Source organism: Frondihabitans sp. OV104 (genome assembly GCF_057787745.1).
Genome location: NZ_CM173541.1, coordinates 1,917,827 through 1,943,223, shown reverse-complemented (window position 1 = coordinate 1,943,223; position 25,397 = coordinate 1,917,827). Strand labels below are relative to the sequence as shown.

Sequence of the window (25,397 nt, the reverse complement as noted above, 5' to 3'; positions counted from 1 at the left end):
CTGCCACACGCATCGAGCGCGGCGGTACCGATAGGTTTGGCCCATGGCTTGGTTGGTTACCGGGGGATCCGGATACATCGGTTCGCATGTCGTTCGAGCGCTCGCGAAGGAGGGGCTGTCGCCCGTCGTCGTCGACGACCTGTCGAGCGGCATCGAGTCGTTCGTGCCGGAGGGCGTCCCGTTCGTCCGGGGCACGATCCTCGACCAGTCGCTGGTCGAGCGCACCATCGACGAGCACGGCGTCACCGGCGTGGTGCACGTGGCCGGCTACAAGTACGCCGGGGTGTCGGTGCAGCGCCCGCTCCACACCTACGAGCAGAACGTGACGGGCACGGCCGTCCTGCTGGCCGCCATGGCGGCCAAGGGCGTCGACCGGATCGTCTTCTCGTCGAGCGCGGCCGTCTACGGCGTGCCGCCGACCGACGTGGTGACCGAGGGCACGCCCAAGTCGCCGGAGTCGCCGTACGGCGAGTCGAAGCTGATCGGCGAGTGGCTGCTGCGCGACCAGGGCGTCGCGACGGGCCTCCGCCACACCAGCCTCCGCTACTTCAACGTCGTCGGCTCGGGCGAGCCCGACCTGTATGACGCGAGCCCGCACAACCTCTTCCCGCTGGTGTTCCAGGCGCTGCTCGAGGGCCGCGCGCCGAAGATCTTCGGCGACGACTACGGCACTCCCGACGGCACCTGCGTGCGCGACTACGTGCACGTGGCCGACCTCGCCGTGTCGCACGCGGCGGCGGCGCGGAGGCTCGATGCCGGCGAGACTCTCGAGGCGGCGTACAACCTCGGCTCGGGCGACGGCTCGAGCGTGAAGCAGATCATGGACGCCATGGCGGAGGGCACGGGCATCGCCTTCACCCCGGAGATCGCGGCGCGCCGTCCGGGCGATCCCGACCGCATCGTGGCCGAGGGCGTGCTCGCCGGGCGCGACCTCGACTGGAAGATGCGGCACACCCTTCTCGAGATGGTGCAGAGCGCGTGGGCGGCGAGGCAGGCGGCGGCCTGAGCCGACGGCGCGGGCAGTTCCTGCGATCGAATCGCGCGCCGCGCCCGGAACAGGCTGTACCCCGTTCGACACGCCCGAGGTTCGCGACTCGCGACACGCCCGGGAGTCAAATCACCCTCATTCGGGGGTCGAGGGTTTTATGATGCTCGACTTGACGTACCCCTAGTTACACGAGTGTAATTACAGGTGTCACCCCAGCGGGGGAGTGGCAGCACGAGGGGAGATGAGCAATGGCCATCCACGACCACAGGGCAGACAGCCAGGGCTCAGACGACCAGGGCTTGCACGACCAGGGCTTGCATGACCAGGGTGCTCGTCTCTCGGCCGTCCCGTCGCTCGAGGCTCAGGCCGACGCCCTCCTCTCAGGTGGTCGCACTACCGGCTCGACGGTTCCCGACAACTGGCACGTCGATCCGGTCTCGCTCGGCGTCCCCGGCGTCCGTCGCACCTCAGTCGTCGACGAAGAGGCCAACCCGCTCGGCTGGCAGGCCGACTCGCTCTGCGCACAGACCGACCCCGAGGCGTTCTTCCCCGAGAAGGGCGGCTCGACGCGCGACGCCAAGAAGATCTGCACGTCGTGCGACGTCAAGGCCCAGTGCCTCGAGTACGCCCTGCAGAACGACGAGCGCTTCGGAATCTGGGGCGGGCTGTCGGAGCGCGAGCGCAGGAAGCTTCGTCGGCGCGCCTAGGTCGTCCGGCACTCGGCTGACCGGGCTGATCCCCACCTATGAATCGCTGCGGCGCGCCCACCGGGTGCGCCGTCCGGCGTTGCGGGGCACCTAGAGTCTCACCGTCATGCAGCCGAGAGTCACAGCGATCCTCGTCGCGCCGAGCGGTGCGGCCTCCCTCGACAGAACCCTCGATGGGCTGTCGCAACAGACGCGACCGCCCGAGGCGCTCGTCGTGGTCGATGCATCGCCCGCTGACTCCGACGCCGGCCGCCTCGCTCTGAGCGGCGCCGCCCAGATGGTCTCCGCGCCGGGCGTCACCTCGATCGGCGCCGCCGTGGCCCACGCCGTCCGCGTGCTCGGTCCGGCTCCCGAGAGCGACGACGAGTGGCTCTGGATCCTCGGCGACGACAACGCTCCCGAGGCCGTGGCGCTCGCCGAGCTGCTCGCCACCGTCGAGGTCGCGCCGTCCGTCGCCGTGGCAGGCCCGAAGCTCATGCGGCAGTCCGAGCCGGGCGTCATCTCGGAGTTCGGCGAGACCGTCACCGTGCTCGGCCGCTCGATGCCGCTCGTCGCGGGCGAGCTCGACCAGGGGCAGCACGACTCGCACGCCGACGTGCTGGGCGTCGCCGCGGGCGGCATGCTCGTGCGCCGGAGCGTCTGGACTGCCCTGGGCGGCTTCGATCCCGGCCTCCCGCACATCGACGCCTCGCTCGACTTCTCGACGCGCGCCCGCCTCGCCGGGCACCGCGTCGTGCTCGTGCCGTCCGCCCGCGTCGAGTCGGCCGGGCCACCGGAGGACTTCGGTCGCGAACCCGGCGGCCACGCCCGACAGGCGCGACTGACCCGCGCCGCTCAGCTGCACCGCCGCCTCGTCTACGCGCCGCTCGCCGCTCTGCCGCTCCACTGGCTGAGCCTGGTGCCGCTGGCCTTCGTCCGCTCGCTCTGGCACCTCCTGGTGAAGAACCCTGGTGCTGCGATCGGGGAGTTCCGCACCGCGTTCGCGACGGCGTTCGGCGGGTCGCACATCACCCGTGCGCGCGCGAACCTCCGGCGCACGAAGACCGCCTCCTGGGGGGCGATCCGGCCGCTCCGGGCAACCGTCACGCAGGTACGCGAGCGACGCGTCAACGAGCGCGACGCGCAGCTCGCCGGCATCGAGGACTCCGCGACGCCCCGCGCCAGCTTCGTCGGCTCGGGCGGCCTCTGGATCACGCTGCTGGCCGCCGTCGTCGGCATCGTCGCCTTCTTCCCCTTCCTGAGCGCGCAGGCGATCACCGGAGGCGGGCTGCTCCCGGTCAGCACCACGGTCGCATCGCTGTGGAACTCGGTCGGCTACGGCTGGCACGAGATCGGCACCGGCTACGTGGGCCCCTCCGACCCGTTCGCCGGGCTCGTGGCGATCCTCGGAACGATCACGTTCTGGGCGCCGTCGTTCGGCATCGTGCTGTTCTACTTCGTCGCGCTGCCCCTCTCGGCACTCGGCGCCTGGTTCGCCGCCCGTCTGATCACGCGCCGCAGCTGGGTGCCGACCATCGCCGCGCTCGTCTACTCGATGTCGCCGCCCGTGCTCTCGGCCATGCAGACCGGCCACCTCGGAGCCCTCGTCGCGCACGCGCTCCTGCCGTTCCTGGTGGTCACGATGGTGGCGTCACACCGCTCGTGGTCGGCGGGCGCGGCGGCGTCGATCCTGTTCGCCCTGATCGCGGCAGGATCCCCCTCTCTGCTGCCCGCCCTCGTCATCGGGTGGCTCGGCGCCATCGCGACCCGCCCCCGCGGCACGCACCGCATGCTCGGGATCCCGCTGCCGGCCCTCGCCCTGTTCGTGCCGCTGGCCATCGCGCAGGTCTCGCGCGGAACCTGGTGGGCGCTCTTCGCCGACCCCGGCGCGCCGTCGCGGGCCGATGCCGCGTCGCCGCTGCAGCTCCTGCTCGGCTCGCCCGAGACCGGCCTCAACGGCTGGACGGCTCTCGTCGCCGGCGCTGGCATCAGCGGTGCGACGATGGCCTTCCTCGTCGCGCTCGCGCTCCTGCCTCTGGGCATCCTCGCCGTCGTCTCGGTCTTCCTGCCCACCCGCGGCCGTGCCATCGCGTGCCTCGCCGTCGCGCTCCTCGGCTACGCCACCGCGGTCGCCGCGACGCACCTCGAGATCACCGGTGTCGGCAGCTCGACGACCGGCGTCCGGGCCGGCAGCGGCCTCAGCCTGTACTTCCTCGGCATGATCGGCGCCGCCGTTGTCAGCCTCGACCGCATCCCGCGGTTCACGCCGCCGCTCGGCTTCCTGTTCGCCGTGCTCGGAGTCGCCGCCTCGGTGCCGGTCCTGATCGCGACGCTCGGCGGCACGGCCCTGATCCATCCCTCGGACGGCAGGATCCTCTCGGCCTACGTGACAGCCGAGGCCGTGGCGAAGCCCGACGTCGGCACGCTCGTGCTCACCCCGCAGCCCGACGGCACGCTCGCCGTGTCGCTCGAGCGCGGACAGGGCGAGACCCTCGACCAGCAGTCGACGCTCGACTCGACGCAGCAGCAGCTCTCGTCGACCAGTCGCGACCTGACCATCCTCGCCGGCAACCTGGTCAGCCGCAGCGGCTACGACCCGGCCCCGGTGCTGAAGGAGCTCGGCGTCGGCTTCGTCCTGCTCGACGACACCAACGAGCAGGATCCAGCCGCCGCACTGAACCAGCGCGCAGCCCAGGTGCTCGGCAGCAACGCCCTGCTGCTGAAGGCCGCCGACACGTCGTCCGGCCAGCTCTGGCGGTACGTGGATGCGACCGAGCGGACGACCCGGCACCCGACCAGCGGGCCGCTGCGCCCGATCGTGCTCGCGTCGTGGGCGCTGATCTTCGGCTCGGCGCTGCTGCTGGCCATCCCGACCGCGCCGCGCCGCCGGCGGGTGCGCCCCGGCGCCCCCGAGGCCGAGCAGCCGGCGACCACCTTCGACGAGGAGCGAGATGAGTAGGCGAACCGCCAAGTCGACCGGACTCCGCCTGGGCCTCGGCGTCGTGGCGCTCGCCGTCGGCGGCGCCGTCGTCGCGGCGGCGGTCCTGGTGCCGCTGCCGACGCTGAGCGAGACCCCCGCCGGGCGCATCGTGACGCCGGTCGCGCTCGACCAGCAGCGGGTGTGCGGAGGGTCGCTCCTGCGTCTCTCGGGCGACTCCGGCGCGTCGGCGACGTCCGTGTCGGCCGTGGGCACCGCGGCGACCGTGACGGCGGCCGGCAGCGGCGACGCCCCGACCACGAAGACGCTCGCGGGCGCCGACGGCACCGGCTCCGACCCTCTGCTCGTCACGGCCGCGTCCGGCGGCTCCACGACGGTGCCCCTGGTCGCCGCCGCTCAGAGCGCGTCGTCCGCGACCTCCGACCTCACCGGCTTCGCGGCCTCGTCGTGCGCCGAGCCCACCAGCTCGACCTGGCTCGTCGGCGGTTCGACGGACACCGGCCGCACGACCCTGATCTCGCTGGTCAATCCCACCGACGTGAACTCCACCGTCGACCTGTCGGTCTTCGGCGAGTCGGGCACGGTCGACGGTCCGGGCCTCACCGGCATCGTCGTCGCCCCCAACAGCCAGAAGGTGGTGCCGCTCTCGGGCTTCGCGACCGGGCTCACCTCCCCCGTCGTCCACGTGACCTCGACCGGCGGCCAGATCGTCGCCGACCTCCAGGTCAGCGTCGTCCGCACCCTGCGGGCCGGCGGCCTCGACACCGTCAGCGCCTCGGCGCCTCCTGCGTCGACCGTGACGGTGCCCGGCATCGTCGTGCGCGGTGGCGACGCCCTCCAGGCCAAGGCGGCCGAGGACGGCTACGGCGACCTCGTCACCGCCCTGCGCGTCTTCGTGCCCGGCGACGCGAACGCCGACCTCTCGATCCAGCTCCGCACGGCCGATGGCACGGGCGCGACCTTCACCGAGACGGCCGAGGCCGGCCAGGTCGACGACATCCCGCTCGACGGTCTGAAGACCGGCACCTACACGGCCACGGTCCAGTCGTCGCAGCCGATCGTGGCCGGAGTCCGCTCGTCGACCATCGGCGCCGGGGGAGTCACCGACCTCTCGTGGGCGGCGGCAGCCCCGGCCATCGACGGCGAGACGCTGTTCACCGTTCCGGCGGGCCCGGCGGCCACGCTGACGCTCGCCAACCCCACCTCGCGGGCCGTGACGACGTCGCTGGCAGTGCGGGGCAAGGCGACCGTGACGGTCTCAGTGCCGGCCGGAGGATCGGTGACCCGCGCCGTGAACGCGCGAGCCGTCGGCTCGATCCGCGACGGAGACGGGCTCCGGGCGTCGATCAGCTTCAACTCGTCGACGCAGATCGCGTCGTACGCGCTCGAGTCGCCGACGGCGGTGTCGCGGCCGGTCACGGTCTACCCCTGATCGGATCGGCTGGTTCCTGCGCTGCCTGCGCCCGCTGCCTGCGATCGCAGCGACAGGCTCAGCGGTCGCGGTAGCGGTCGGGCGCGAGGTCCCAGGGGTCTCTGCCGATCAGCTCGCCGACGGCGCGGAAGACGTAGCCCTCGATCGTCATGCGGTGGTCCCATGCGGCGTCCTGCGTGCCCCGCGGCTCGCGCGGCTTGGCGAGGCGCTCGATCGGCAGGCGGTACAGCACGATGCTTCGGCGGCGGGCATCGACGCGGTAGCGCACGAGGCCGTCGGACCCCTCGCCCGGCAGGCCCGCGACCTCGAAGGTCACGTCGGCGAGGTCGTCGGGCCAGAGCTCCCGGAGGTACTGCGCGGCCGCGCCGACGATGTCGTCGAAGAGGTCGATGCGCGTCTGCAGGAAGGGCAGGTGCGGACCCGCCGCAGATGACCGCAGGCCCCGCCCGTGGCGGTCGCGGAACGTGGAGCGTCCCGTGACGCGGACGCTTCGGGATCGAGCCATTCGCTCATGGTAGTCGCCGCCTTCGTCGCGAGACATCCGTCGGCGAGTGTCGGCGGCGGCAAGTACCCTGGATCTCGATGAACGGGCGACCCTGCAGCAAGGTCACGTGCCAGACCGAGGCCGTGGCCACCCTGACCTACGACTACGCCGACTCCATGGCGGTGGTGGGCCCCTTGTCGGGCACCGTCGAGCCGCACGGCTACGACCTGTGCGCCGTGCACGCCGAGAGATTGTCGGCCCCGCAAGGGTGGCAGGTCGTGCGGCATGTAGTTTTGGGGCATGACATCTGACGCCTCCGTAGACCTCTCCGCCTTCGTGAAGACGTACGACGTGAGAGGGCTCGTCGGCAGCCAGCTCACGCCCGAGATCGTCGAGGCGTTCGGTGCCGCATTCGCCGACGAGATCGGCCCGTCGACGCTCGGCGACGCCGGCATCGTGGTCGGCCACGACATGCGCGACTCGTCGCCCGAGTTCGCCGCCGCCTTCGCCCGCGGCGCCACCGCCCGCGGGGCGAACGTGACCCTGCTCGGCCTCTGCTCGACCGACGAGACGTACTTCGCGTCGGGCTCGATGAACGCCCCCGCCGCCATGTTCACGGCGAGCCACAACCCGGCCACCTACAACGGCATCAAGTTCTCGCGGGCGGGCGCCCAGGGCATCAGCCTCGACACCGGCCTGGCCTCGATCCGCGATCGAGCATCGGCCTACCTGGGCGCGGGAGCGATCGAGCCAGTCGCCGAGCCCGGCTCCGTCACCCCCTTCGACGCCCTCGAGTCGTACGCCGCCTACCTCCGCTCGCTGGTCGACCTGTCGACGATCCGCCCGATCACGATCGTCGTCGACGCCGGCAACGGCATGGGCGGCCTCACCGTCCCGGCCGTGCTCGAGACCGCCGCCGGCCTCCGCGCGCTGCCGATCACGATCGTGCCGCTCTACTTCGAGCTCGACGGGACCTTCCCGAACCATGAGGCGAACCCCCTCGAGCCGAAGAACCTCGTCGACCTGCAGAAGGCCGTCGTCGAGCACGGCGCCGACCTCGGCCTCGCCTTCGACGGCGATGCCGACCGCTGCTTCGTCGTCGACGAGAACGGCGACGCCGTCACCCCGTCGGCCGTCGCAGCCATCGTGGCCGTCCGCGAGATCGCGCGCGTCCGCGCGGCGTCGCCGACCGAGAGCATCAACGTCATCCACAACCTGATCACCTCGCGCGCCGTGCCGGAGGCCATCGAGGCCGCCGGGGCCACGCCCGTGCGCACCCGCGTCGGCCACTCGCTCATTAAAGACGAGATGAAGTCGACCGGCGCCATCTTCGGCGGCGAGCACTCGGCGCACTACTACTTCCGCGACTTCTGGGGCGCCGACAACGGAATGCTGGCGGCGCTGCACGTGCTCGCCGAGTTCGGCGGCGGCGACGCCCCCCTCTCCGAGCTGACGAACCGGTACACGCCCTACGCCGCGTCGGGCGAGATCAACTCGGTCGTCGACGACGTACCCGCGGCCTACGCGCGCATCGTCGATGCCTACACCGGTGTCGGCGACTTCGACGAGCTCGACGGGCTGACCGTCTCAGGCTCGTTCGACGACGGCGAGTTCTGGTGGTTCAACGTGCGCCCGTCGAACACGGAGCCTCTGCTGCGCCTGAACGCCGAGGCGGCGACGCCGGCGAGCATGGAGCGCGTGCGCGACGCAGTGCTGGCGCTCATCCGGGCGTAGGCGCGGTCCGCGTCGCTCCGAAGCCCCCGCCGTCGGCGGGGGCTTCGTCGTCGGGCCCGCGTCTCCGCCGAAATTCAAGGAGATATGTGCGGCGGAGGCCGCCGATCCGTCTCGCATCAACGCCGCGCGCACATTTCTCCTTGAATTTCGGAGGGCGGGCGGTGGCAGGTACCCCCGGGGGGTACCGTTCGACGGTGCGGAGTCGTAGGGTGGCGGTACCCCTAGGGGGTATGGAGGAACGACATGGACAGCACCACGCACGACAGCACCGCTCACGACCACAGCGCGCATGTCGGCTACAGCGGCGACAAGCAGCTCATCATCAAGCGCCTCAAACGCGCCGAGGGGCAGGTCCGCGGCCTGCAGCGAATGGTCGAGGAAGACACCTACTGCATCGACGTCCTGACCCAGGTGTCGGCGGCGACCAGGGCCCTCGAGACCGTCGCGCTCCAGCTGCTCGACGACCACCTCGCCCACTGCGTCGCCGAGGCCGCGCGCCAGGGCGGTGACATCGCCGACCAGAAGGTCAAGGAGGCGTCCGCCGCCATCGCCCGCCTCGTGCGCTCGTGACGCGCGACCCCATCACTTCGGAGGAGACCCGAATGACCACCACCACCACGTACCTCGTCGACGGCATGACCTGCGCCCACTGCGTGCACTCCGTCTCGTCCGAGCTCGGCGCCCTCGACGGCGTCGCCTCGGTCGACGTCGACCTGAAGCCCGGCGCTTCGAGCGCCGTGACCGTGACCAGCGCCGCCCCTCTCCCGGGTGACGACGTCCGCGCCGCCCTCGACGAGGCCGGCTACTCCCTGGCGGCCCGGTCGTGACGCCCGGAGTCGACGGCACCACGCCGAGCACCCCTGACCTCGACCGCCGCCACGTCGACCTGAGCATCGAGGGGATGACCTGCGCCAGCTGCGCGGCTCGCGTCGAGAAGAAGCTCAACCGCATCCCGGGAGCCACCGCATCCGTGAACCTCGCGACCGAGCGCGCCCGCGTCGAGCTCCCGTCCGAGGCGCCAGATGATGTCGCACTCGCCGCTGTCGCCGCCGCCGGCTACGGCGCGCTCGTGCTGCGGGCTCCGTCGCGGCCGACCCGAGACGGCCGGGCGCAGGATCGCGGGGCCACCGCGACCCACGGTGACCGCGGCGCCTCGACGCCCGTCGAGCCCGGCCGCGCCGCGTCCGGCGACCGAGCGCCCGCCGCGCCTGAGCACGCTGCGCCCGAACACACCGCGCCCGAACACACCGCGCCCGAACACGCCGCGTCTGAGCACGCCTCCGGCGAGCACGACCACGGCTCCGCCGACGACCTGCGGCAGCGCGTCGTGGTGTCGGCGATCCTGGCCCTGCCCGTCCTGGTGCTGTCGATGGTCCCGCCGCTCCAGTTCGCCGACTGGCAGTGGCTCGCGTTCGCACTCGCGAGCCCGGTCGCGATCTGGGGCGCCTGGCCGTTCCACTCGATGGCCGTCCGCCAGGCTCGGCACGGCGGCGTCGGAATGGACACCCTCATCTCGCTCGGCGTCACGGCGGCCTACGGCTGGTCGGTCTACGCCCTGTTCTTCGGCGACGCGGGGATGACCGGCATGCACATGGAGCTGCGCCTGTTCGGGCGGTCCGGGTCGGCCAGCGGAGACGTCTACCTCGAGGTCGCCTCGGTCGTGACGGTCTTCCTGCTCGCCGGACGCTACTTCGAGGCCAAGGCGCGTGTCACCAGCGGCCGCGCTCTGCACGCCCTGCTCGACCTCGCCCCGCGCACGGCGACTCTCGTGCGCGATGAAGTCGAGACCACGGTCGACGCCGCGGCCCTGCAGGTCGGCGACGTGGTCGCCGTCCGCCCGGGGGAGAGGATCCCGGTCGACGGCGTGGTCGTCTCAGGAACCTCGGCGGTCGACGTGAGCATGCTCACCGGAGAATCCGTTCCTGTCGAAGTGGCCCCCGGCGCTGTGGTGGCGGGCGGAACCCTCAACGCCGGCGGCCACCTCACGGTCCGCGCCGAGCGCGTCGGCAGCGACACGCAGCTCGCCCGCATCGCGAGCCTCGTCGAGAGCGCCCAGACCGGCAAGGCGCAGGTGCAGCGCCTCGCCGACCGCATCTCAGGAGTCTTCGTCCCCGTCGTCATCGGGCTCTCCCTCCTGACGCTGGTGCTCTGGCTGCTCACCGGCTCCGCGCCGTCCGTCGCCGTGGCCGCGGCGGTCGCGACGATCATCATCGCCTGCCCGTGCGCGCTCGGACTGGCGACTCCGACCGCCCTGCTCGTCGGCACCGGTCTCGGCGCCACGCGCGGCATCCTGATCCGCGGACCCGAGGTCATCGAGCGCGCCGGTGCGGTCGACACCGTCCTGATCGACAAGACCGGGACCCTGACGACGGGACTGATGAGCGTCAGCAACGAGGTCGACCCCGAGGTGCTCGCTCGCGCGGCGGCGGTCGAGCGGTTCTCGGAGCACCCGGTGGCGCGCGCGATCGTGGAGGCCGGCGAGGGCGGGCGGTTCCTGCGTCCACAATCAGGGGAGTTCCGGTCGACGCCGGGCCAGGGAGCCCACGCTCTGGTCGACGGCACCCTCGTGGCGGTCGGCCGGCCCGGCTGGATCGCCGACGCGTGGAGCGTCACACTCGACGCGTCGATTCAGGATGCCGTCGACACCGCCGAGCAGAGCGGCGCGACCGCGGTCGTCGTCGCCTGGGACGGCCTCGCCCGCGGCGTGATCGTGGTGTCGGACACCGTGCGCCCCACCAGCGGCCAGGCGATCGCCGACCTCCGCGCACTCGGCCTGACTCCGGTGCTGGTCACCGGCGACAACGAGGGCGCTGCGCGGCGAGTGGCGCAGGAACTCGGGATCGAGCGCGTCGTCGCCGGGGTCCTGCCCGGCGGAAAGCTCGACACCGTGCGGTCCTTCCAGTCGAAGGGCCACGTGGTGGCCATGGTCGGCGACGGCGTCAACGACTCGGCCGCTCTGGCCGGGGCCGACGTCGGGATCGCGCTCGGGGGCGGCTCGGACGCCGCGATCGAGGCCGGCGACATCACGCTCATGCGCGACGACCCGCGCCTGATCGCGGAGTCGCTCGTCGTCGCGCGCACGACGCTGCGGACGATCAAGGTCAACCTGTTCTGGGCGTTCGCGTACAACGTCGCGGCGCTGCCGATCGCGATGCTCGGCCTGCTCAATCCCGTCGTCTCCGGGCTGGCGATGGCGCTGTCGTCGCTCGTCGTCGTCGGGAACAGCCTGCGGCTGCGGCGCGCTCTCTAGCCGCGCGGCGGCGTCGATGGGCCCGGCCCCCTGGCACCACACCACGATCGGGACTCCACACCACTGCATTGCGTGGTGCCGAGTCCTGATCGTGGTGTTGCAGGCTGGTGGAATGGTGCCGAGTCCTGATCGTGGTGTTGCAGGCTGGCGGAATGGTGCCGAGTCCTGATCGTGGTGTCGCGGGCGGACGGGCAAGGCCGGGATCAGCGCCTCGGAAACCCCGCCGGCAGCCCCGTCAGCGCCGGCGACAGCCGCTCGAGGTTCGCGGCCTCGGCCGCCAGCGCCCGCGACTCGCGCTCGCGGCGCACGGCCGACACGGCCACGACGAACAGCTCGGGCGCGACCTCCGGCAGCGGCGACACGAACGCCGAGGCCTCTGCGGCAAGACCCGACGCGACGCGGATTCGGCTGTCGGGCGTCATCGCGCCGGACTGCTGCAGAAACGACGACATGCGCCGAGCCAGCGAATCAGGAAGCCTCGCCACGTCGGCGAGCCGCGACCACGCCTCGAGCTCGGGCGGGACGGCGTAGACCACGCGCCCGGCCTTCGGAGGCCGCTCGTTGAGGGCGTACGTTCCTGCGAGCAGATCGCCCAGGCGGCGGGACCTCGAATTCAGGAGCCCCACCACGACGGCCACTCCGCCGGTGGTCGCGACGATCTCGAGGATGCCGACGAGGGCGCGGATGAACGCGTGGCGCAGCCCGATGGCGCCACCATCGAGTCGGACGACCCGGGCGCCCACCGCGAGCTTGCCGAGCGACTTGCCCTGCGTGGCCGTCTCGACGACCGTCGGCGCGACGATGAGGGCCAGCACGAGCGACACGATCACGAGCGCCTGGGCGGTCGAGTCGTCGACGAGGCTGTTCTCGGCGGCGAGCGACAGCAGGATCAGGAGTCCGATGAGCCCCAGGAAGTACACGGCGTAGTCGATGGCCACACCCGCCAGCCGCAGCACGAACGACGCCGGTCGCACGTCGAGCCCGACGGCCTCGCCCGTGACCAGCTCGTCGTCGTCGGGCGCGAATGCGTCGAACGCGACGGGGGAGTCCTTGCGGACGCGACGACCAGCCATGCCTAGTATCTAATCAGAATGGATCTCGACGCCTACGCAAGCGCCCACTCCGCCGACTGGGCGGAGCTCGACGCGCTGTCCCGCCGCCGCCGTTTCGAGGGCGACGACGCCGACCGGCTCATCGAGCTGTACCAGTCGGGCGCCGCCCAGCTCTCGGCCATGAAATCGAGCGCAGGAACGTCAGGCACCGCCGACCGCCTCTCGTTGACCCTGAGCCGCTCCCGCCTCCGCTTCACGGGGGCCGGCCGCAACCTCGCCGCCCAGATCCCCGCGTTCTTCGTCGCCCAGCTGCCCGCCGCGCTCTACCGGGTACGCTGGCTGTCGCTCGTGACCGCCGGGGTCACCGTCGTCGTCGCCGTGCTGTTCGCGACCTGGGCCGCGTCGAACCCGGCCGTGCTCGCGACCTTCGGCACACCGGAGTTCCGCAGGCAGTTCGCGACCGGCGATTTCGTGGACTACTACTCCGACAACCCGCCATCGTCGTTCACGGGTCAGGTGTGGACCAACAACGCGTTCATCGCCGCCCAGAGCATCGCGTTCGGCATCACCGGCCTGTTCGTGCCGTACATCCTCCTGACCAATGCGCAGAACGTCGGGCTGACCGCTGGCATCATGGCCGACCAGGGGCGTCTCGACTACTTCTTCCTGTACATCGCCCCGCACGGCCAGCTCGAGCTGTACAGCCTGTTCGTGTCGATGGCCGCCGGGCTCATGATCTTCTGGTCGTGGATCGCGCCCGGCGCCCGGACCCGCGGGCAGGCGCTCGCCGAAGACGGCCGCGCCCTGTTCACCATCGCGATCGGCCTGATGCTGTCGCTGCTGGTCTCCGGCGTGATCGAGGGGTTCGTCACCCGCCAGCCGTGGCCGTGGGCCATCAAGATCGGGATCGGGACCGTCGCGCTCGCGGCCTTCGTCGTCTACCAGTGGGTCGTCGGCGGGCGCGCCCACCGTGCCGGCCAGACCGGCGACCTGGACGAGTTCGAGGCGGGGGCGCGGCGGCTGGTCTCCGGCTGACGTCGGGGCGCCGTCCGTCCCTCCTGCCGTGAGGCGTGCCATCTCGGCGGCGGCGGCGGGCGCGGCGGCGCGGCGCGACGCGCGGCGGCGAGGTGGCCCTGGGCGTCGGGTGGGTCAGGCGCGGGCGACGGCGCCGGCCATCTCGGCGGCGGCGGCGCGGTGCCGATCGGCGCGGTGGGTGCGCGTGAGTTGCCCCGAGTGGGGGTTCTCGGGGATCGAGTCGCCCAGATCGGGGTTTCTCGGCGGCGGCGGCGGCGGCGCGGCGCCCGGCGCGAGGTGGCCCTGGGCGTCGGGTGGGTCAGGCGCGGGCGACGGCGCCGGCCATCTCGGCGGCGCGGCTGCGGCGGCCGCGCCGTGGCGCGGCGGCGGCGGCGGGCGCGGCAGCAGCGGCGCGGCGGCGCGGCGCGGCTAGAGCCGGCCCGCCGCCTTGAGGGCGAGGTAGCGGTCGGCGAGGGCGGGCGGCAGGTCGGCGGGGGTCCCGGTGACGACGTCGGCCCCGAGCTGCCGCAGGGCGGCCGAGACGCGGGCGACGTCGAGCAGCGCGCGCTCGGCGGCGGCGGCCCGGTACACGTCGTCGCGGGTGTCGCGCGCCGTCGTCAGCGCGGTCAGCGCCGGGTCGGTGACGCTCGCGACGACGACCAGGTGCCGACTGGCGAGCTGCGGCACGGCGGCGAGGAGCGAGCGCGCGGCGCCGGGGGTGTCGAGCGTCGTGCAGAGGACCACGAGCGACCGCTGCGTCGTGATCGAGCGGACGAGCGCGGGCACAGCGGCCCAGTCGGTCTCGACGAGCTCGGGGTCGACCGGCGCCATGGCCGAGACCATCTGCGAGAGGAGGTCGGCCCCGCTCGCGCCCTGCACTCTCGCGCGGACGCGGCGGTCGGCGATCGCGAGGTCGACCCGGTCGCCGGCGCGCGTCGCCAGGGCGCCGAGCAGAAGCGCCGCCTCGAAGGCCGTGTCGAGGCGGGGCTCGTCGCCGACGCGGGCGGCGCTGGTGCGCCCGGAGTCGACGACCATCACGACCCGGCGATCGCGCTCGGGCCGCCAGGTGCGCACCATGAGGTCGCTCCGGCGGGCGGTCGCGCGCCAGTCGATGGAGCGCACGTCGTCGCCGCGGACGTACTCGCGCAGGCTGTCGAACTCGGTGCCCTGCCCACGGACCATGACGCTGGTGCGGCCGTCGAGCTCGCGCAGGCGGGCGAGCCGCGACGGCAGGTGCTTGCGCGACGAGAACCGGGGGAGCACGGTCACGGCTCCGGCGAGGGGGTGGGTGGCCTGGCGCCCGGCGAGCCGGAGGGGACCGAGGGTGCGGACGGTTACGGCCGACGCGCGGCGCTCACCCCGCCGGAACGGCGTGAGGCCCGTCGTCAGCACGACTCGGCGCTCGGGGTCGATGCCCGCACGGAAGCGCGACGGCGAGGCGCCGGCCGATGGCTGCCACGCGTCGCGGATGGTTCCGCGGATCCTGCGCCGGTTCTCGTTGAAGACCGAGAGCGTCGACGTGGCGCTCTCGCCGAGGCGGATCGAGCCCGGCAGGTCGCGCGTGAGCCGAACCTTCTTCGGCGACGCCGCCAGCAGCACGTCGACGACGAGCAGCACGACGCAGAGCACGATCCACGCCAGCAGCACCCAGGGGCTGGGCGCGACGAGGATCGGCACGACGCCGAGGGCGACGAGCAGCACGAACCATCCGGTCACGACCATGGCTAGAGCGGCACCCGCACCTGCTGCAGGACGGAGCCGAGGATCGAGTCGGCGTCGACTCCCTCGAGCTCGGCCTCGGGGCGCAGCTGCAGGCGGTGGCGCAGCACGGGCATGGCCATGGCCTGCACGTGGTCGGGGGTGATGTGGTCGAACCCGGTGAGCCACGCCCACGCCTTCGACGCCGCGAGCAGGGCCGTCGATCCGCGCGGGCTGACGCCGATCCGCACCGACGGGCTCTCGCGGGTCGCCCGGGCCAGGTCAACCATGTAGGCGAGCACGTCGGGCCGCACGCCGACCTGGCGGACCGCGGCCTGCGCCGCCAGGATGTCGGCCTCGCCGATCACCGGCGTGACGCCGGCGGCGGTGAGGTCGCGGGGCGAGAAGCCCGCCGCGTGGCGCGCGAGCACCTCGACCTCGGCGTCGCGGGCGGGCAGGCCGAGCGTCAGCTTCATCAAGAACCGGTCGAGCTGCGCCTCGGGCAGCGTGTAGGTGCCCTCGTACTCGACCGGGTTCATCGTCGCCGCGACCAGGAAGGGCACTGGCAGAGGCCGCGAGACCCCGTCGACCGAGACCTGGCGCTCCTCCATGGCCTCGAGCAGCGCCGACTGGGTCTTCGGCGGCGTGCGGTTGATCTCGTCGGCCAGCAGGATGTTCGTGAAGACCGGCCCCTGCCGGAACTCGAACTCGCCGGCCTTCGAGTCGTAGACGAGCGAGCCCGTGATGTCGCCGGGCATGAGGTCGGGCGTGAACTGCACGCGCGACGTCTCCAGGCTGAGGCTGTGGCTGAGAGCGCGCACCAGCAGCGTCTTCGCCACGCCGGGAACGCCCTCGAGCAGCGCGTGGCCCGACGCGAGCAGAGTGACGATGAGGCCCGAGACGGCGCCGTCCTGGCCGACGACGGCCTTGCCTACCTCTTCGCGGACTCGCGCGAACGACTGCTGCAGGTCGGAGTTCGTGGGGGTCGTTGTCATGCCGATGAGTCTTTCCGTCGAAGGGGCGGGGTGCTGGTTCGGATCGGGCGATGCCGGGTCGGGCGCGTCATGGTCTCGCCCCGGGCCGCACGGCTCGCGCGACGGCGGCTTCGAGGTCGCGCAGGCTGTCGCTGAGGGCCATCAGGTGGGCGTCGTCTCCGGGCACGGCATCCACGAGCACGTGGCGCACCTGCTTGGGGTCGACGCGCAGGAACTGGGCCACCCGCCGCACCACCTGGTCGACGTCGGCCCCCCGCCCGAGCCCGACCGCGAGGGCGAGCCGCGACAGGGCGCCGACGCGGATCTGGTCGAGGGCGTGCACCCGGGAGGTGCCGCGCTGGTAGAGCCGCGCCCGGCCCTCGGTCGTCTCCGTCGACCGCACGACGACGGGCAGGTTCTCGACGACGAGGGGCCCGAGTCGGCGGCCGCGCCAGAACGCGCCCGCGATCCCGGCGGCGAAGATCAGTGCGATGCTCGGCGTGACCCAGCCGGGTGTGAGCGAGGCGAGGGTACCGGTGCCTTTCGGCAGATCGTCGACGGAGGGGAGGTACCAGACGAGCGTGGGGGAGTCGCCGAGGAGCGCGAGCGCGAAGGCGGAGTCGTCGAGGTCGGCGACCTTCTCGTTGCTGAGCGCCGAGGTCGTGCCGACGACAGTGACGGTCGAGCCCTCGAACGGCTGCTGGACGAGGCCGTAGCCGCCGCCGCTCGTGGCGGGGAGGCAGCGGTCGGCGTCGGAGCCGGCGGCCACGGTGTAGCGGCTGCCGTCTCCGGTGACACGGCTCGACTGCGCGAGTGCCGGAAGGTCGCAGCTCGGCGCGAGCGTGCCGGTCAGCTCCTTCGTCGACGCGGTGACGCCGGGTGCGACGGCGTCGAGGGCCGTCTGCGCCGGGGCCGCGACGACGAGGTGCGACGAGGCGCTGGCGAGGCGCCGCCACTGGTCGGCGTCGAGGTACCCGTTCGAGTCGTAGGCGAAGATCGTCGTCTTGGCGGGGTCGTCCGCCGCGGCAGCCGCAGTCGACGAGAGCGTCGTCGTCACTGTCACGTCGATGCCCTGACCCCGGAGCACGCTGACCAGCGCCTTGGCGCCGCTCGGCTGCGTGCTGGCTGCGTCGAGGGCGCTGCCGGTCGTGCCGGCGAGACCGCCGACGACGAGCAGGGCGAGGACGGCGACGACGACGGCGGCGCCGAGCCCGAGCAGGATCCGCGTGCGGACGTTGACCGGCACCCGCGGGCCGGGGGCCTCCGTACGGCGCGGCCGGGTCGCGGTGTCGGTCATGCGAGCACGCCGATCGGCCGGGCCGGGCTGGCCGTCTCGAGAGCCCCGTCGAGTTCCCGCACCCGCTCGTACTCGGCTGCGGTGCCGGAGCGCTCGAGGTAGCGGACGCCGTCGAACGAGCCGGACGCGTCGAGGATCCGCCCAGCGAGGTCGGGGAACGCCTCGCCCGCGCTCACGGCGAACGCCTGCGCGGTCGTGCCCGGGCTGGTCGAGACGACGTCGCGCTCGTCGAGCGCCCGGGCCAGCGCGCGGAAGGCCTCGACGACCGCGAGATCGTGGTCGCCGGCCGAGGCAGCGCGGGCGGCCGCGGCTCGGAGGTCGGCGGCCGAGCGGTCGTCGTTCTCGCCGAAGAGCGTCGACGCGGCCGACGCCTTGCGGTTCAGTCGCGGCGCCCCGTACACGCGGAACACCACGAGGAGCACGACGGCGACGATCGCGAGCACGACGAGGATGCCCAGCACCGGCACGCCCTTGACCGAGCCGAACTCGAGCGAGTTGACCCAGTCCCAGAACGACTGGGCGACACGGTCGAGCAGGCCCGGCTTGGCGTTCTGGTACTCGGCCTTGGCGAGCTCCTGTTGGAGGAGCCTGCGGGCCTCGTCGGCACCAGGCGAGAGCGGGGCGCTCACGCGACTCCGGGGGGAGCGGTCGGGGCCCCGGGTGGCCGGTACGGGTCGGGCAGCGGCGTCACGCCGTGCCGGCGCAGCTCCACGTAGCGGACGAGGTCGAGGTCGAGCCCCTCGCGGCGGATCCGGAGGTCGACGTAGATCAGGGCCACGGTCGCCGACTGGATCACGGAGCCGATGGCGCCCACCACCAGCGCGACGAGACCCGACGCGACCTGGATGAGGACGTACGAGACGACGGCGCCGCTGGAGTCGTCGCTGCCGTTCGGGGCGAGGAGCCCGCCCGCCAGGCCGCCGATGAACGACACCGGCGCGCTCGCGACATTCGACGCGACCGAGACGATGACGGCGACGAGCGCGATGATGCCGAACGTCTTCCAGAAGCTGCCGCGGGTGAGTCGCCACGACCGGGCGATCGCTGCGCGGAAGGCCAAGCGCTCGAGCAGCAGCACGCTCGGCACGAGCACCGTCTTGGTGCCCACCCAGACGGCGAGCACGACGATTCCGAGGCTGCCGAAGACGCCGACCAGCACGCCCGCGGTGATGCCGGCGGCCTGGCCGACCCCCACGACCAGCAGCACGACGACGCCCGCCAGAATGCCGATCCCGACGAGCAGAGCGCCGCTGATGGCCGCGGCCCAGCCGATCAGCGCCCAGATCCGGCCCCGGGCCTGGCGCAGGAGCCCGCGAAGACGCATCTTCTCGCCGACGATCTGGTGGCTGGTCTCGAGCACGAGCACGCCCTGCAGGATCGCCTGCACCCCGACCTGGAAGAAGACGGGCACGAGCAGCGCCAGCGCGCCGCCGGCGATGGTGCCGGGAAGGATCGAGTCGCGGTCCTGGGGGAGGGCGCTCTGGTAGCGGCCGACCGCGCCGACCACGATGAGCGCGCCCACGCCGGCGACGATGACGGTGGAGCCGAGAGAGAAGAGCAGGGCGGTGCCGAACGTGGTCAGCGGATTCCGCCGGAACACCCGGAACGCGGCGCCCAGCATGTCGCCGAGCGTGAGCGGCCGCAGCGGCACGAGGCCCGGCTTCGGCGGCGGCGCCCACCCGGGCGGCGGCCCCTGAGGCGGACCCTGCCGTGGATAGGCGGGCGGCATGCCGCCAGGCTGAGGGTAGACGGAAGGCGCGACTCCGGCGGGCGGTGCGGGCTGGCCGTAGCCCGGAGGCGGCGCGGGCGGGGCGGCGGGCGCAGGAACGGGCGGAACCGCCGGCACGCCCCCCGGCCGCGGCGACGCACCACCCGGCGCCGCCCAGGGCGAGCCCTCGTCGGCGTTGCGTGGTGCGTCCGTGCTCATGGATCCCCCGTGGTGCGTGCGTCCGTGCTTTGAACCATGAAACCACAGGCCGCCGACACCGGAGCTGAAGGCTGAGCGCCTCCGATGGCCTTGCCTGTGGCGATCCCAGCGCCGTTCGCTACTGTGGAGCGACCCGCATCGCGCGGCGCTTCTTACCCGTGGAGACCATGACCCCCCGCATCCTGGTGGTTGACGACGACCCAGCCCTGGCCGAGATGATCGGCATCGTGCTCCGTGCCGATGGGTTCGAGGCGTCGTTCTGCGCCGATGGCAGCGGGGCTCTCGAGGCGTTCGCTGAGACGACGCCGGATCTCGTGCTGCTCGACCTGATGCTCCCGGGCATCGACGGCATCGAGGTCTGCCGCCTCCTGCGCGCCGAGAGCGGCGTGCCCATCATCATGCTGACGGCGAAGGGCGACACGAGCGACGTCGTGAGGGGCCTCGAGTCGGGCGCCGACGACTACGTCGTGAAGCCGTTCAACCCGAAGGAGCTCGTCGCACGCATCCGCACGCGGCTTCGCCCCATCGCCGAGCCGTCGAGCGACACCCTCGCCGTCGGCGACCTCACGGTCGACGTCGCAGCGCACGAGGTGCGCCGCGGAGACGCGGTCATCAACCTGACCCCGCTGGAGTTCGAGCTGCTGCTCGCCCTCGCGTCGAAGCCGCAGCAGGTCTTCACGCGCGAGATGCTGCTCGAGCAGGTCTGGGGCTACCACTACAAGGCCGACACCCGCCTGGTGAACGTGCACGTGCAGCGCCTCCGCGCCAAGGTCGAGCACGATCCCGACAACCCGCGGATCGTGAGCACGGTGCGCGGCGTCGGGTACCGCGCCGGCGCCAGTGTCTAGCGCTTCCGTCATGCCGGCTGCGCCGTGGCGGACCTTCTCGGACTGGCGGTCCTGGCCGGGCCGGGTGCTCGGCCTGTGGCGCAAGTCGCTCGAGTTCCGCACCATCCTGATCACGGTGCTGCTGTCGGGGATCGCCGTCACGGTCATCGGCGCCTCCATCTCGATCTCGATCGGCACGAACGTCTACGACCAGCGCCGCACGCAGATCGAGTCGGAGTCGCAGCGGGCGACCCAGCTCGCGCAGAACATCTTCGACACGGCGACCTCGACCGACAGCGGCAACCAGGTCGAGCTCGACGGGCTGCAGAACCAGGCGCAGAGCGCGATCCTCTCGGCGACCTCGAGCCCCGGCGGCACGAGCATCGCCATCCTGCGGACCCCGGGCCAGTCGACGTCGCAGACGATCCAGAACATCGCCAGCCCCGACTTCCCGAGCGCGTCGATCACGAAGGCGCTGCGGAACGCCGTCGCCGAGGACACCGACCGCATCCACCTGCAGCCGGTCTCGCTCACGACGAGCACCGGCCGTCAGCCGGGACTCGCGGTCGGGTCGACCCTGCAGGTGCCGACGGCCGGCCAGTACGAGCTGTACCTGGTCTACGACCTGAGCGACGCGCAGAAGACGCTCGACTTCATGAAGCAGACGCTGGCCATCGGCTCGATCGCGCTGGTGCTGCTGATCGCCGTGATCACCTACGTCGTCGTCCGGATCGTCGTCGGCCCCATCCGCCTCGCCGCCGAGACGAGCCAGAAGATCGCCGCGGGGCAGCTCGAGGAGCGCATCCCGGAGGCCGGCCAGGACGTCATCGCGACCCTCGGCCGGTCGTTCAACGGCATGGCCGACGCCATGCAGCGGCAGATCGAGCAGCTGGCGAACCTGTCGCGCATGCAGCAGCTGTTCGTCTCGGACGTCTCGCACGAGCTGCGCACGCCGCTCACCACCATCCGCCTCGCCGGCGACGTGCTCTACGAGAACCGCGACTCGTTCGACCCGGCCTCGGCGCGCACGGCCGAGCTGCTCCACACCCAGGTCGACCGGTTCGAGCTGCTGCTCGCCGACCTGCTCGAGATCTCGCGGTTCGATGCGGGTGCGGTCGAGCTCGAGACCGAGCCGGTCGCCATCGTGCGGCTCGTGCGCGAGACCGTCGACGAGTTCGTGCCCCTGGCCGAGGGGGCCGGCAGCGTGCTGTCGGTGGATGCCCGGGGCGGGTACTTCGAGGCCGACGTCGACCCCCGCAGACTTCGGCGGATCCTGCGCAATCTCGTCGGAAACGCCATCGAGCACGGCGAGGGCCGGCCGATCGAGATCACCGTCGACAGCGACTCCGACGCCGTGGCGATCGCGGTCGACGACCACGGCGCCGGCATGCTGCCCGAGCACGCCGAGCGCGTCTTCGACCGGTTCTGGCGAGCCGACCCATCTCGCCGCCGCACCATCGGCGGCACCGGACTCGGCCTGTCGATCAGCCGCGAGGACGCCGCGCTGCACGGCGGCCGGCTCGAGGTGCGCTCGGCGGTCGCCGTCGGCACGCGCTTCGTGGTCACGCTGCCGCGGCGCTCCGGTGTGGGCATCGCTGCGGCGGCGCCGATCCCGTTGACGCTCCCGGGCGGGGAGGAGGCCGGATGATGCGGATGGTCCGGGCAGCGCTCGTGGCGGCGGCCTCGGTCGTCGTGCTCGTCGGCTGCGCCACGATCCCGTCGACCGGCGGGGTCGAGACCGGCGACCCGATCAGCAACAAGATCGAGAGCGACATCGAGTACCTGCCGTCGGGGCCGATCGCCGGCAGCGACCAGGAGCGGATCCTTCGCGGCTTCATCGAGGCCGGCACCGGCTCGCAGGGCGACTACAAGGTGGCGCGGCAGTACCTCACGAGCGCCGAGGCGAAGAAGTGGGATCCCCGTGCGGGCGTCGTCGTCCGCCAGGGCTCGGGCACGTTCGCCGCCGGAACAGACGGCGCCGCGACCTACACCGTGCAGAGCGTCGCGTCGGTCGACGCCGAGGGGCACTACGCCGAGGCGCAGCCGTCTGACACGGTCAGCCTGCAGTTCGCCTTCCAGAAGGTCGGGGGCGAGTGGCGAATCAGCCGGGCGCCGTCGGGCATCGTGCTGTCGACGGCGAACTTCGACCTCGTCTTCCGGCCGCACGCCATCTACTTCTACGATCCGACGTTCACCTACCTGGTGCCCGACGAGCGGTGGTTCCTGGCGCGCACGTCGCCGACGACGCACATCGTCGAGGCGCTTCTCGGCGGCCCGTCACCGTGGCTCAACGGAGCCGTCGAGTCGGCGTTCCCGGCCAAGGCCAAGCTCGGTCCGGGGGCCGTGACCGTGTCGTCGGGCACCGCCCGGGTCGACCTGTCGAGCGGGGTGGAGGGCCTCGACGCGAGCGAGCGCTCGCGGATGCGCGCCCAGCTCGTGGCGAGCTTCTCGACGGTCACGACGGTGAGCGCGGTCGAGATCTCGGCCGGCGGCGCGAACCTCTCGATCCCCAACGACACCGGCGGCGCCGCCCTCACCGACCCGCAGGTCGACGCCCGGCCGCTGGTGCTGTCGAAGGGCGCGTTCGGCTGGGCCAGTGCGTCGTCGGTCTCTCCCGTCGCGGGCCTGTCGAAGGCCGTCGTCGCCCTCAAGCCGACGTCGGTCGAGCTCTCGACCGACCAGAAGACGGCCGCGGTCGGCACCGCCGACGGCACGTTCGTCGTGACCGACCAGGGTGTCTCGCGCCGCGTCGACTCGAGGTCGGGCCTCGCCGCGCCCACGCTCGACGGCCAGGGACTCGTCTGGAGCGCGCAGACAGACGACCCGCGCTCGATGATCGCGTACGACGCCGAGGGCGTGGCCCACCCGGTCTCGACCGACCTGCCGAGCGACCAGCAGCTCGTCGGCTTCACGGTGTCGCGCGACGGCACCCGAGTGGCGATCCTGCTCGACAACGCCGGAACGACCCGCCTCCTGGTGGCGTCGATCCAGCGCGACGCCAAGCACATGCCCACCGCGCTCGGCAACCCGCTTGAGCTGACGCCGCCGGCGGGCAGCCCGGTCTCGGTCACGTGGGTCGACGAGCTCACGATCGGCACGCTGTCGACGAGCGGCACCGGATCGTCTCTGGTCTCGGAGCACGATGTCGGCGGCGAGAGCACCGACCTCGGGACCCCGAGCGGCACCGCTGTCAACCTCGTCGGGGGCAACGGCGCCGACGGCGTCCGCGTGCTGACCGCGTCGGGCACCCTGCTCGAGCCGCGCGGCAACGGCTGGGAAGACACGGGCATCAGCGCCGACCTCCTGGCGACGCAGCGCTAGCCGGGCTCTGTCCACAGGCTCTCGTCTGTCCACAGGCAGGCCCTTTCTCGGGGCGCAGGAACTCGGGGCCGGCACCATCGAGACATGCCCCTCCTGCCCCTGCTCCTCGCCCTCTGGGTCCGCGCCGCGCCCTCCCTCCGTGGCGCGCTCGCCCTGGTGGCCCCCGTCGACTGCGCCGGCTGCGGTGCGCCCGACATCGACCTGTGCGGCCGCTGCCGCGCGCGCTTCGCCGCCGCCCTGCCCCGCCTCGACGCCCTGGCCGACGCGACCCCGTGCGCCACCGGGCTCGTCTACGCCGGCTCCGCCCGCGACGCCGTGCTCGCCTTCAAGGACGGCGGGCGCCTCCGCCTGGCCCGGCCTCTGGCTCCGCCGCTCGGTCGCGCGCTGGCCCTTCTCGCGGCCGAGGCACCCGACGACGCGCACCCCCTCGTGGCGCTCGCGGTGCCCCCGTCGCGCTCGGGCCGTCGACGGCGCGGGTACGACCCCGTCGAGCTGCTGCTTCGAGCAGCGGGGGCTGTGCCCGGGCGGCGGGGCCTCGAGTTCCTGCGCCATGGGAACTCCGCTCAGCAGAAGGGACGCGGGCGGGCCGAGCGCCACCGATCGAGGAGGCTCGTCTGCTCGACGCGCTGGGCGGGCCGGAGCGTCGTGATCGTCGACGACGTGATGACGACCGGGGCCACGCTGACCGAGGCCTGCCGGGCCGCCCGGGAGGCCGGGGCTCGTGTCGTCGGGGTGTGCGCGCTGGCAGCCGTGCCCCTGAGCGGGCGATCGTGAGTGGGCGATCGTGACCACGACGTTTCGAGCGGCGGATCGTGAAGGGAGATCATCTGGCGGAATCGACGCGCGGACCCCGAGCGTATTGGTGCCGCCTGCGTGGCAGGTGCGAATTCGAGGAGCGTGCGAAGAATGGGTGAACAGGTCGTGACATCGCGGTGCCGACGTCACTACGGTGGCCCTACGAGGCGTGAAAGCACTACCGCCTACACGAACGGCGGCACGCTGAAGTGGCTGGAGGAACGTCATGGACATTTCCGTAACGGGTCGAAACGTGGGTATCACCGATCGATTCCGCGAGTACGCCACCGAGAAAGCCGAGAAGGTCGGCTCCCTCGCCACCCGAGCACTGGCGCTCGAGATCAAGGTGTCGAGGCACAACGAGAAATCCGGTTCGACGTCGGGAGACGACCGCGTCGAGCTCACCCTGATCGGCCCCGGCCCGCTGGTCCGCGCGGAGTCGAGCGGATCCGACAAGTACGTCGCATTCGACCTGGCCATCGCCCGGCTGCTCGAGCGCGTCCGCCGAGCGAAGGACCGGAGCAAGGTGCATCGCGGCCAGCACCGGCCCACCTCGCTGCACGAGGCCGCCGCCGCCGACTTCAGCCGCGCGGGCATCGTCCCGGCGTCGGCCGAGACGCTGGAGCAGGTGCGCACCGGCGCGATCGCCACCGTCGACGAGGCCGTCGAGCCCGCCGAAGACGAGTACTGCCCCGTCGTGATCCGCGAGAAGACGTTCGCGTCGACGCCCATGACCGTCGACGACGCGCTCTACTACATGGAGCTCGTCGGCCACGACTTCTACCTGTTCACCGACTCGGCCAACGACGGCCGGCCGAGCGTCGTCTACCGGCGCAAGGGCTGGGACTACGGCGTGATCGCGCTCGACGACTCCGCCCCCACGCACCAGGAGACCGAGATGGCCATCCGCGGCGGCCTCGTCGGCTGACGCTCGACCGCTCGACCCGAACCCCTGGGACGCCGCCCGCGTGGCGGCCTCC

The 25,397-nt window shown here is 72.5% G+C and carries 21 protein-coding genes and 1 pseudogene; 15 read left to right on the top strand and 7 right to left on the bottom strand.

Going from position 1 to position 25,397, the window contains the following annotated elements:
• The first annotated feature begins 43 nt into the window (after positions 1 to 43).
• The 4 genes and pseudogenes from galE (at position 44) to AC3CBB_RS09195 (ending at position 6,044) form a co-directional block, all read left to right on the top strand.
• Entirely contained in the window at positions 44 to 1,006 is a 963-nt protein-coding gene (galE, locus tag AC3CBB_RS09210) for a UDP-glucose 4-epimerase GalE (RefSeq protein WP_488624350.1), read from the top strand.
• 383 nt (positions 1,007 to 1,389) lie between these two features.
• Positions 1,390 to 1,695: pseudogene (locus AC3CBB_RS09205) on the top strand (WhiB family transcriptional regulator); the annotation flags it as partial.
• Positions 1,696 to 1,801: 106 nt separating this feature from the next.
• Positions 1,802 to 4,633: a glycosyltransferase gene (locus AC3CBB_RS09200; RefSeq protein WP_488624349.1), complete on the top strand. Its 2,832-nt coding sequence runs from the start codon at positions 1,802 to 1,804 to the stop codon at positions 4,631 to 4,633.
• A complete protein-coding gene (locus tag AC3CBB_RS09195; protein WP_488624348.1) occupies positions 4,626 to 6,044 on the top strand; it encodes a DUF5719 family protein in 1,419 nt (472 codons plus the stop codon). The genes AC3CBB_RS09200 and AC3CBB_RS09195 overlap by 8 nt, the downstream gene beginning before the upstream one ends.
• 58 nt (positions 6,045 to 6,102) lie before the next feature.
• Here the strand turns inward: AC3CBB_RS09195 and AC3CBB_RS09190 are convergent, their stop codons facing one another.
• Complete coding sequence (locus AC3CBB_RS09190) at positions 6,103 to 6,549, bottom strand: metallopeptidase family protein (protein ID WP_123507251.1); 447 nt, start codon at positions 6,547 to 6,549, stop codon at positions 6,103 to 6,105.
• Positions 6,550 to 6,626: 77 nt separating this feature from the next.
• Here AC3CBB_RS09190 and AC3CBB_RS09185 point away from each other — a divergent pair, with 77 nt between their 5' ends.
• The 5 genes from AC3CBB_RS09185 (at position 6,627) to AC3CBB_RS09165 (ending at position 11,512) form a co-directional block, all read left to right on the top strand.
• Positions 6,627 to 6,839, top strand: a complete 213-nt coding sequence (locus AC3CBB_RS09185) for a DUF3499 family protein (protein WP_488624347.1) — start codon at positions 6,627 to 6,629, stop codon at positions 6,837 to 6,839.
• Positions 6,829 to 8,262, top strand: a complete 1,434-nt coding sequence (locus tag AC3CBB_RS09180) for a phosphomannomutase/phosphoglucomutase (RefSeq protein WP_488624346.1) — start codon at positions 6,829 to 6,831, stop codon at positions 8,260 to 8,262. Before AC3CBB_RS09185 ends, AC3CBB_RS09180 begins: the two co-directional genes overlap by 11 nt.
• Before the next feature lie 243 nt (positions 8,263 to 8,505).
• A complete protein-coding gene (locus AC3CBB_RS09175; protein ID WP_488624345.1) occupies positions 8,506 to 8,832 on the top strand; it encodes a metal-sensitive transcriptional regulator in 327 nt (108 codons plus the stop codon).
• Between the two features lie 32 nt (positions 8,833 to 8,864).
• Complete coding sequence (locus AC3CBB_RS09170) at positions 8,865 to 9,089, top strand: heavy-metal-associated domain-containing protein (protein WP_488624344.1); 225 nt, start codon at positions 8,865 to 8,867, stop codon at positions 9,087 to 9,089.
• Positions 9,086 to 11,512 carry a heavy metal translocating P-type ATPase gene (locus AC3CBB_RS09165; protein WP_488624343.1) on the top strand — a complete coding sequence of 809 codons (2,427 nt, stop codon included), beginning with the start codon at positions 9,086 to 9,088 and terminating at the stop codon, positions 11,510 to 11,512. The genes AC3CBB_RS09170 and AC3CBB_RS09165 overlap by 4 nt, the downstream gene beginning before the upstream one ends.
• Positions 11,513 to 11,715: 203 nt before the next feature.
• On the opposite strand, the gene AC3CBB_RS09160 is transcribed toward AC3CBB_RS09165, so the two are convergent.
• A complete protein-coding gene (locus AC3CBB_RS09160; RefSeq protein WP_488624342.1) occupies positions 11,716 to 12,585 on the bottom strand; it encodes an RDD family protein in 870 nt (289 codons plus the stop codon).
• Between the two features lie 18 nt (positions 12,586 to 12,603).
• Here AC3CBB_RS09160 and AC3CBB_RS09155 point away from each other — a divergent pair, with 18 nt between their 5' ends.
• Positions 12,604 to 13,599, top strand: a complete 996-nt coding sequence (locus AC3CBB_RS09155) for a stage II sporulation protein M (protein ID WP_488624341.1) — start codon at positions 12,604 to 12,606, stop codon at positions 13,597 to 13,599.
• A 408-nt stretch (positions 13,600 to 14,007) separates the two neighbouring features.
• Here the strand turns inward: AC3CBB_RS09155 and AC3CBB_RS09150 are convergent, their stop codons facing one another.
• The 5 genes from AC3CBB_RS09150 to AC3CBB_RS09130 form a co-directional block, all read right to left on the bottom strand.
• Positions 14,008 to 15,300, bottom strand: a complete 1,293-nt coding sequence (locus AC3CBB_RS09150; RefSeq protein WP_123507245.1) for a DUF58 domain-containing protein — start codon at positions 15,298 to 15,300, stop codon at positions 14,008 to 14,010.
• Positions 15,301 to 15,302: 2 nt separating this feature from the next.
• On the bottom strand, positions 15,303 to 16,271 hold the full coding sequence (locus AC3CBB_RS09145; protein WP_488624340.1) for an AAA family ATPase: 969 nt from the start codon (positions 16,269 to 16,271) through the stop codon (positions 15,303 to 15,305).
• 67 nt (positions 16,272 to 16,338) lie between these two features.
• Positions 16,339 to 17,547 (bottom strand): DUF4350 domain-containing protein, encoded by a 1,209-nt coding sequence (locus AC3CBB_RS09140; RefSeq protein ID WP_488624339.1) that lies wholly within the window; start codon positions 17,545 to 17,547, stop codon positions 16,339 to 16,341.
• A complete protein-coding gene (locus tag AC3CBB_RS09135; RefSeq protein WP_488624338.1) occupies positions 17,544 to 18,176 on the bottom strand; it encodes a DUF4129 domain-containing protein in 633 nt (210 codons plus the stop codon). The genes AC3CBB_RS09140 and AC3CBB_RS09135 overlap by 4 nt, the downstream gene beginning before the upstream one ends.
• Complete coding sequence (locus AC3CBB_RS09130) at positions 18,173 to 19,474, bottom strand: hypothetical protein (RefSeq protein WP_488624337.1); 1,302 nt, start codon at positions 19,472 to 19,474, stop codon at positions 18,173 to 18,175. Before AC3CBB_RS09130 ends, AC3CBB_RS09135 begins: the two co-directional genes overlap by 4 nt.
• Positions 19,475 to 19,641: 167 nt before the next feature.
• On the opposite strand from AC3CBB_RS09130, the gene mtrA reads away from it, so the two are divergent.
• The 5 genes from mtrA to hpf all read left to right on the top strand — a co-directional run bounded on the left by mtrA (position 19,642) and on the right by hpf (position 25,345).
• Entirely contained in the window at positions 19,642 to 20,322 is a 681-nt protein-coding gene (gene mtrA, locus AC3CBB_RS09125; RefSeq protein WP_123507536.1) for an MtrAB system response regulator MtrA, read from the top strand.
• Between the two features lie 10 nt (positions 20,323 to 20,332).
• Positions 20,333 to 21,949, top strand: coding sequence for an MtrAB system histidine kinase MtrB (gene mtrB / locus AC3CBB_RS09120; RefSeq protein WP_488624336.1), 1,617 nt, complete (start codon positions 20,333 to 20,335; stop codon positions 21,947 to 21,949).
• A gap of 5 nt (positions 21,950 to 21,954) precedes the next feature.
• A complete protein-coding gene (locus AC3CBB_RS09115) occupies positions 21,955 to 23,622 on the top strand; it encodes an LpqB family beta-propeller domain-containing protein (protein ID WP_488624335.1) in 1,668 nt (555 codons plus the stop codon).
• A gap of 84 nt (positions 23,623 to 23,706) precedes the next feature.
• A complete protein-coding gene (locus AC3CBB_RS09110) occupies positions 23,707 to 24,396 on the top strand; it encodes a ComF family protein (RefSeq protein WP_488624334.1) in 690 nt (229 codons plus the stop codon).
• A gap of 247 nt (positions 24,397 to 24,643) precedes the next feature.
• On the top strand, positions 24,644 to 25,345 hold the full coding sequence (hpf, locus tag AC3CBB_RS09105) for a ribosome hibernation-promoting factor, HPF/YfiA family (RefSeq protein ID WP_488624333.1): 702 nt from the start codon (positions 24,644 to 24,646) through the stop codon (positions 25,343 to 25,345).
• Positions 25,346 to 25,397 lie beyond the last annotated feature (52 nt).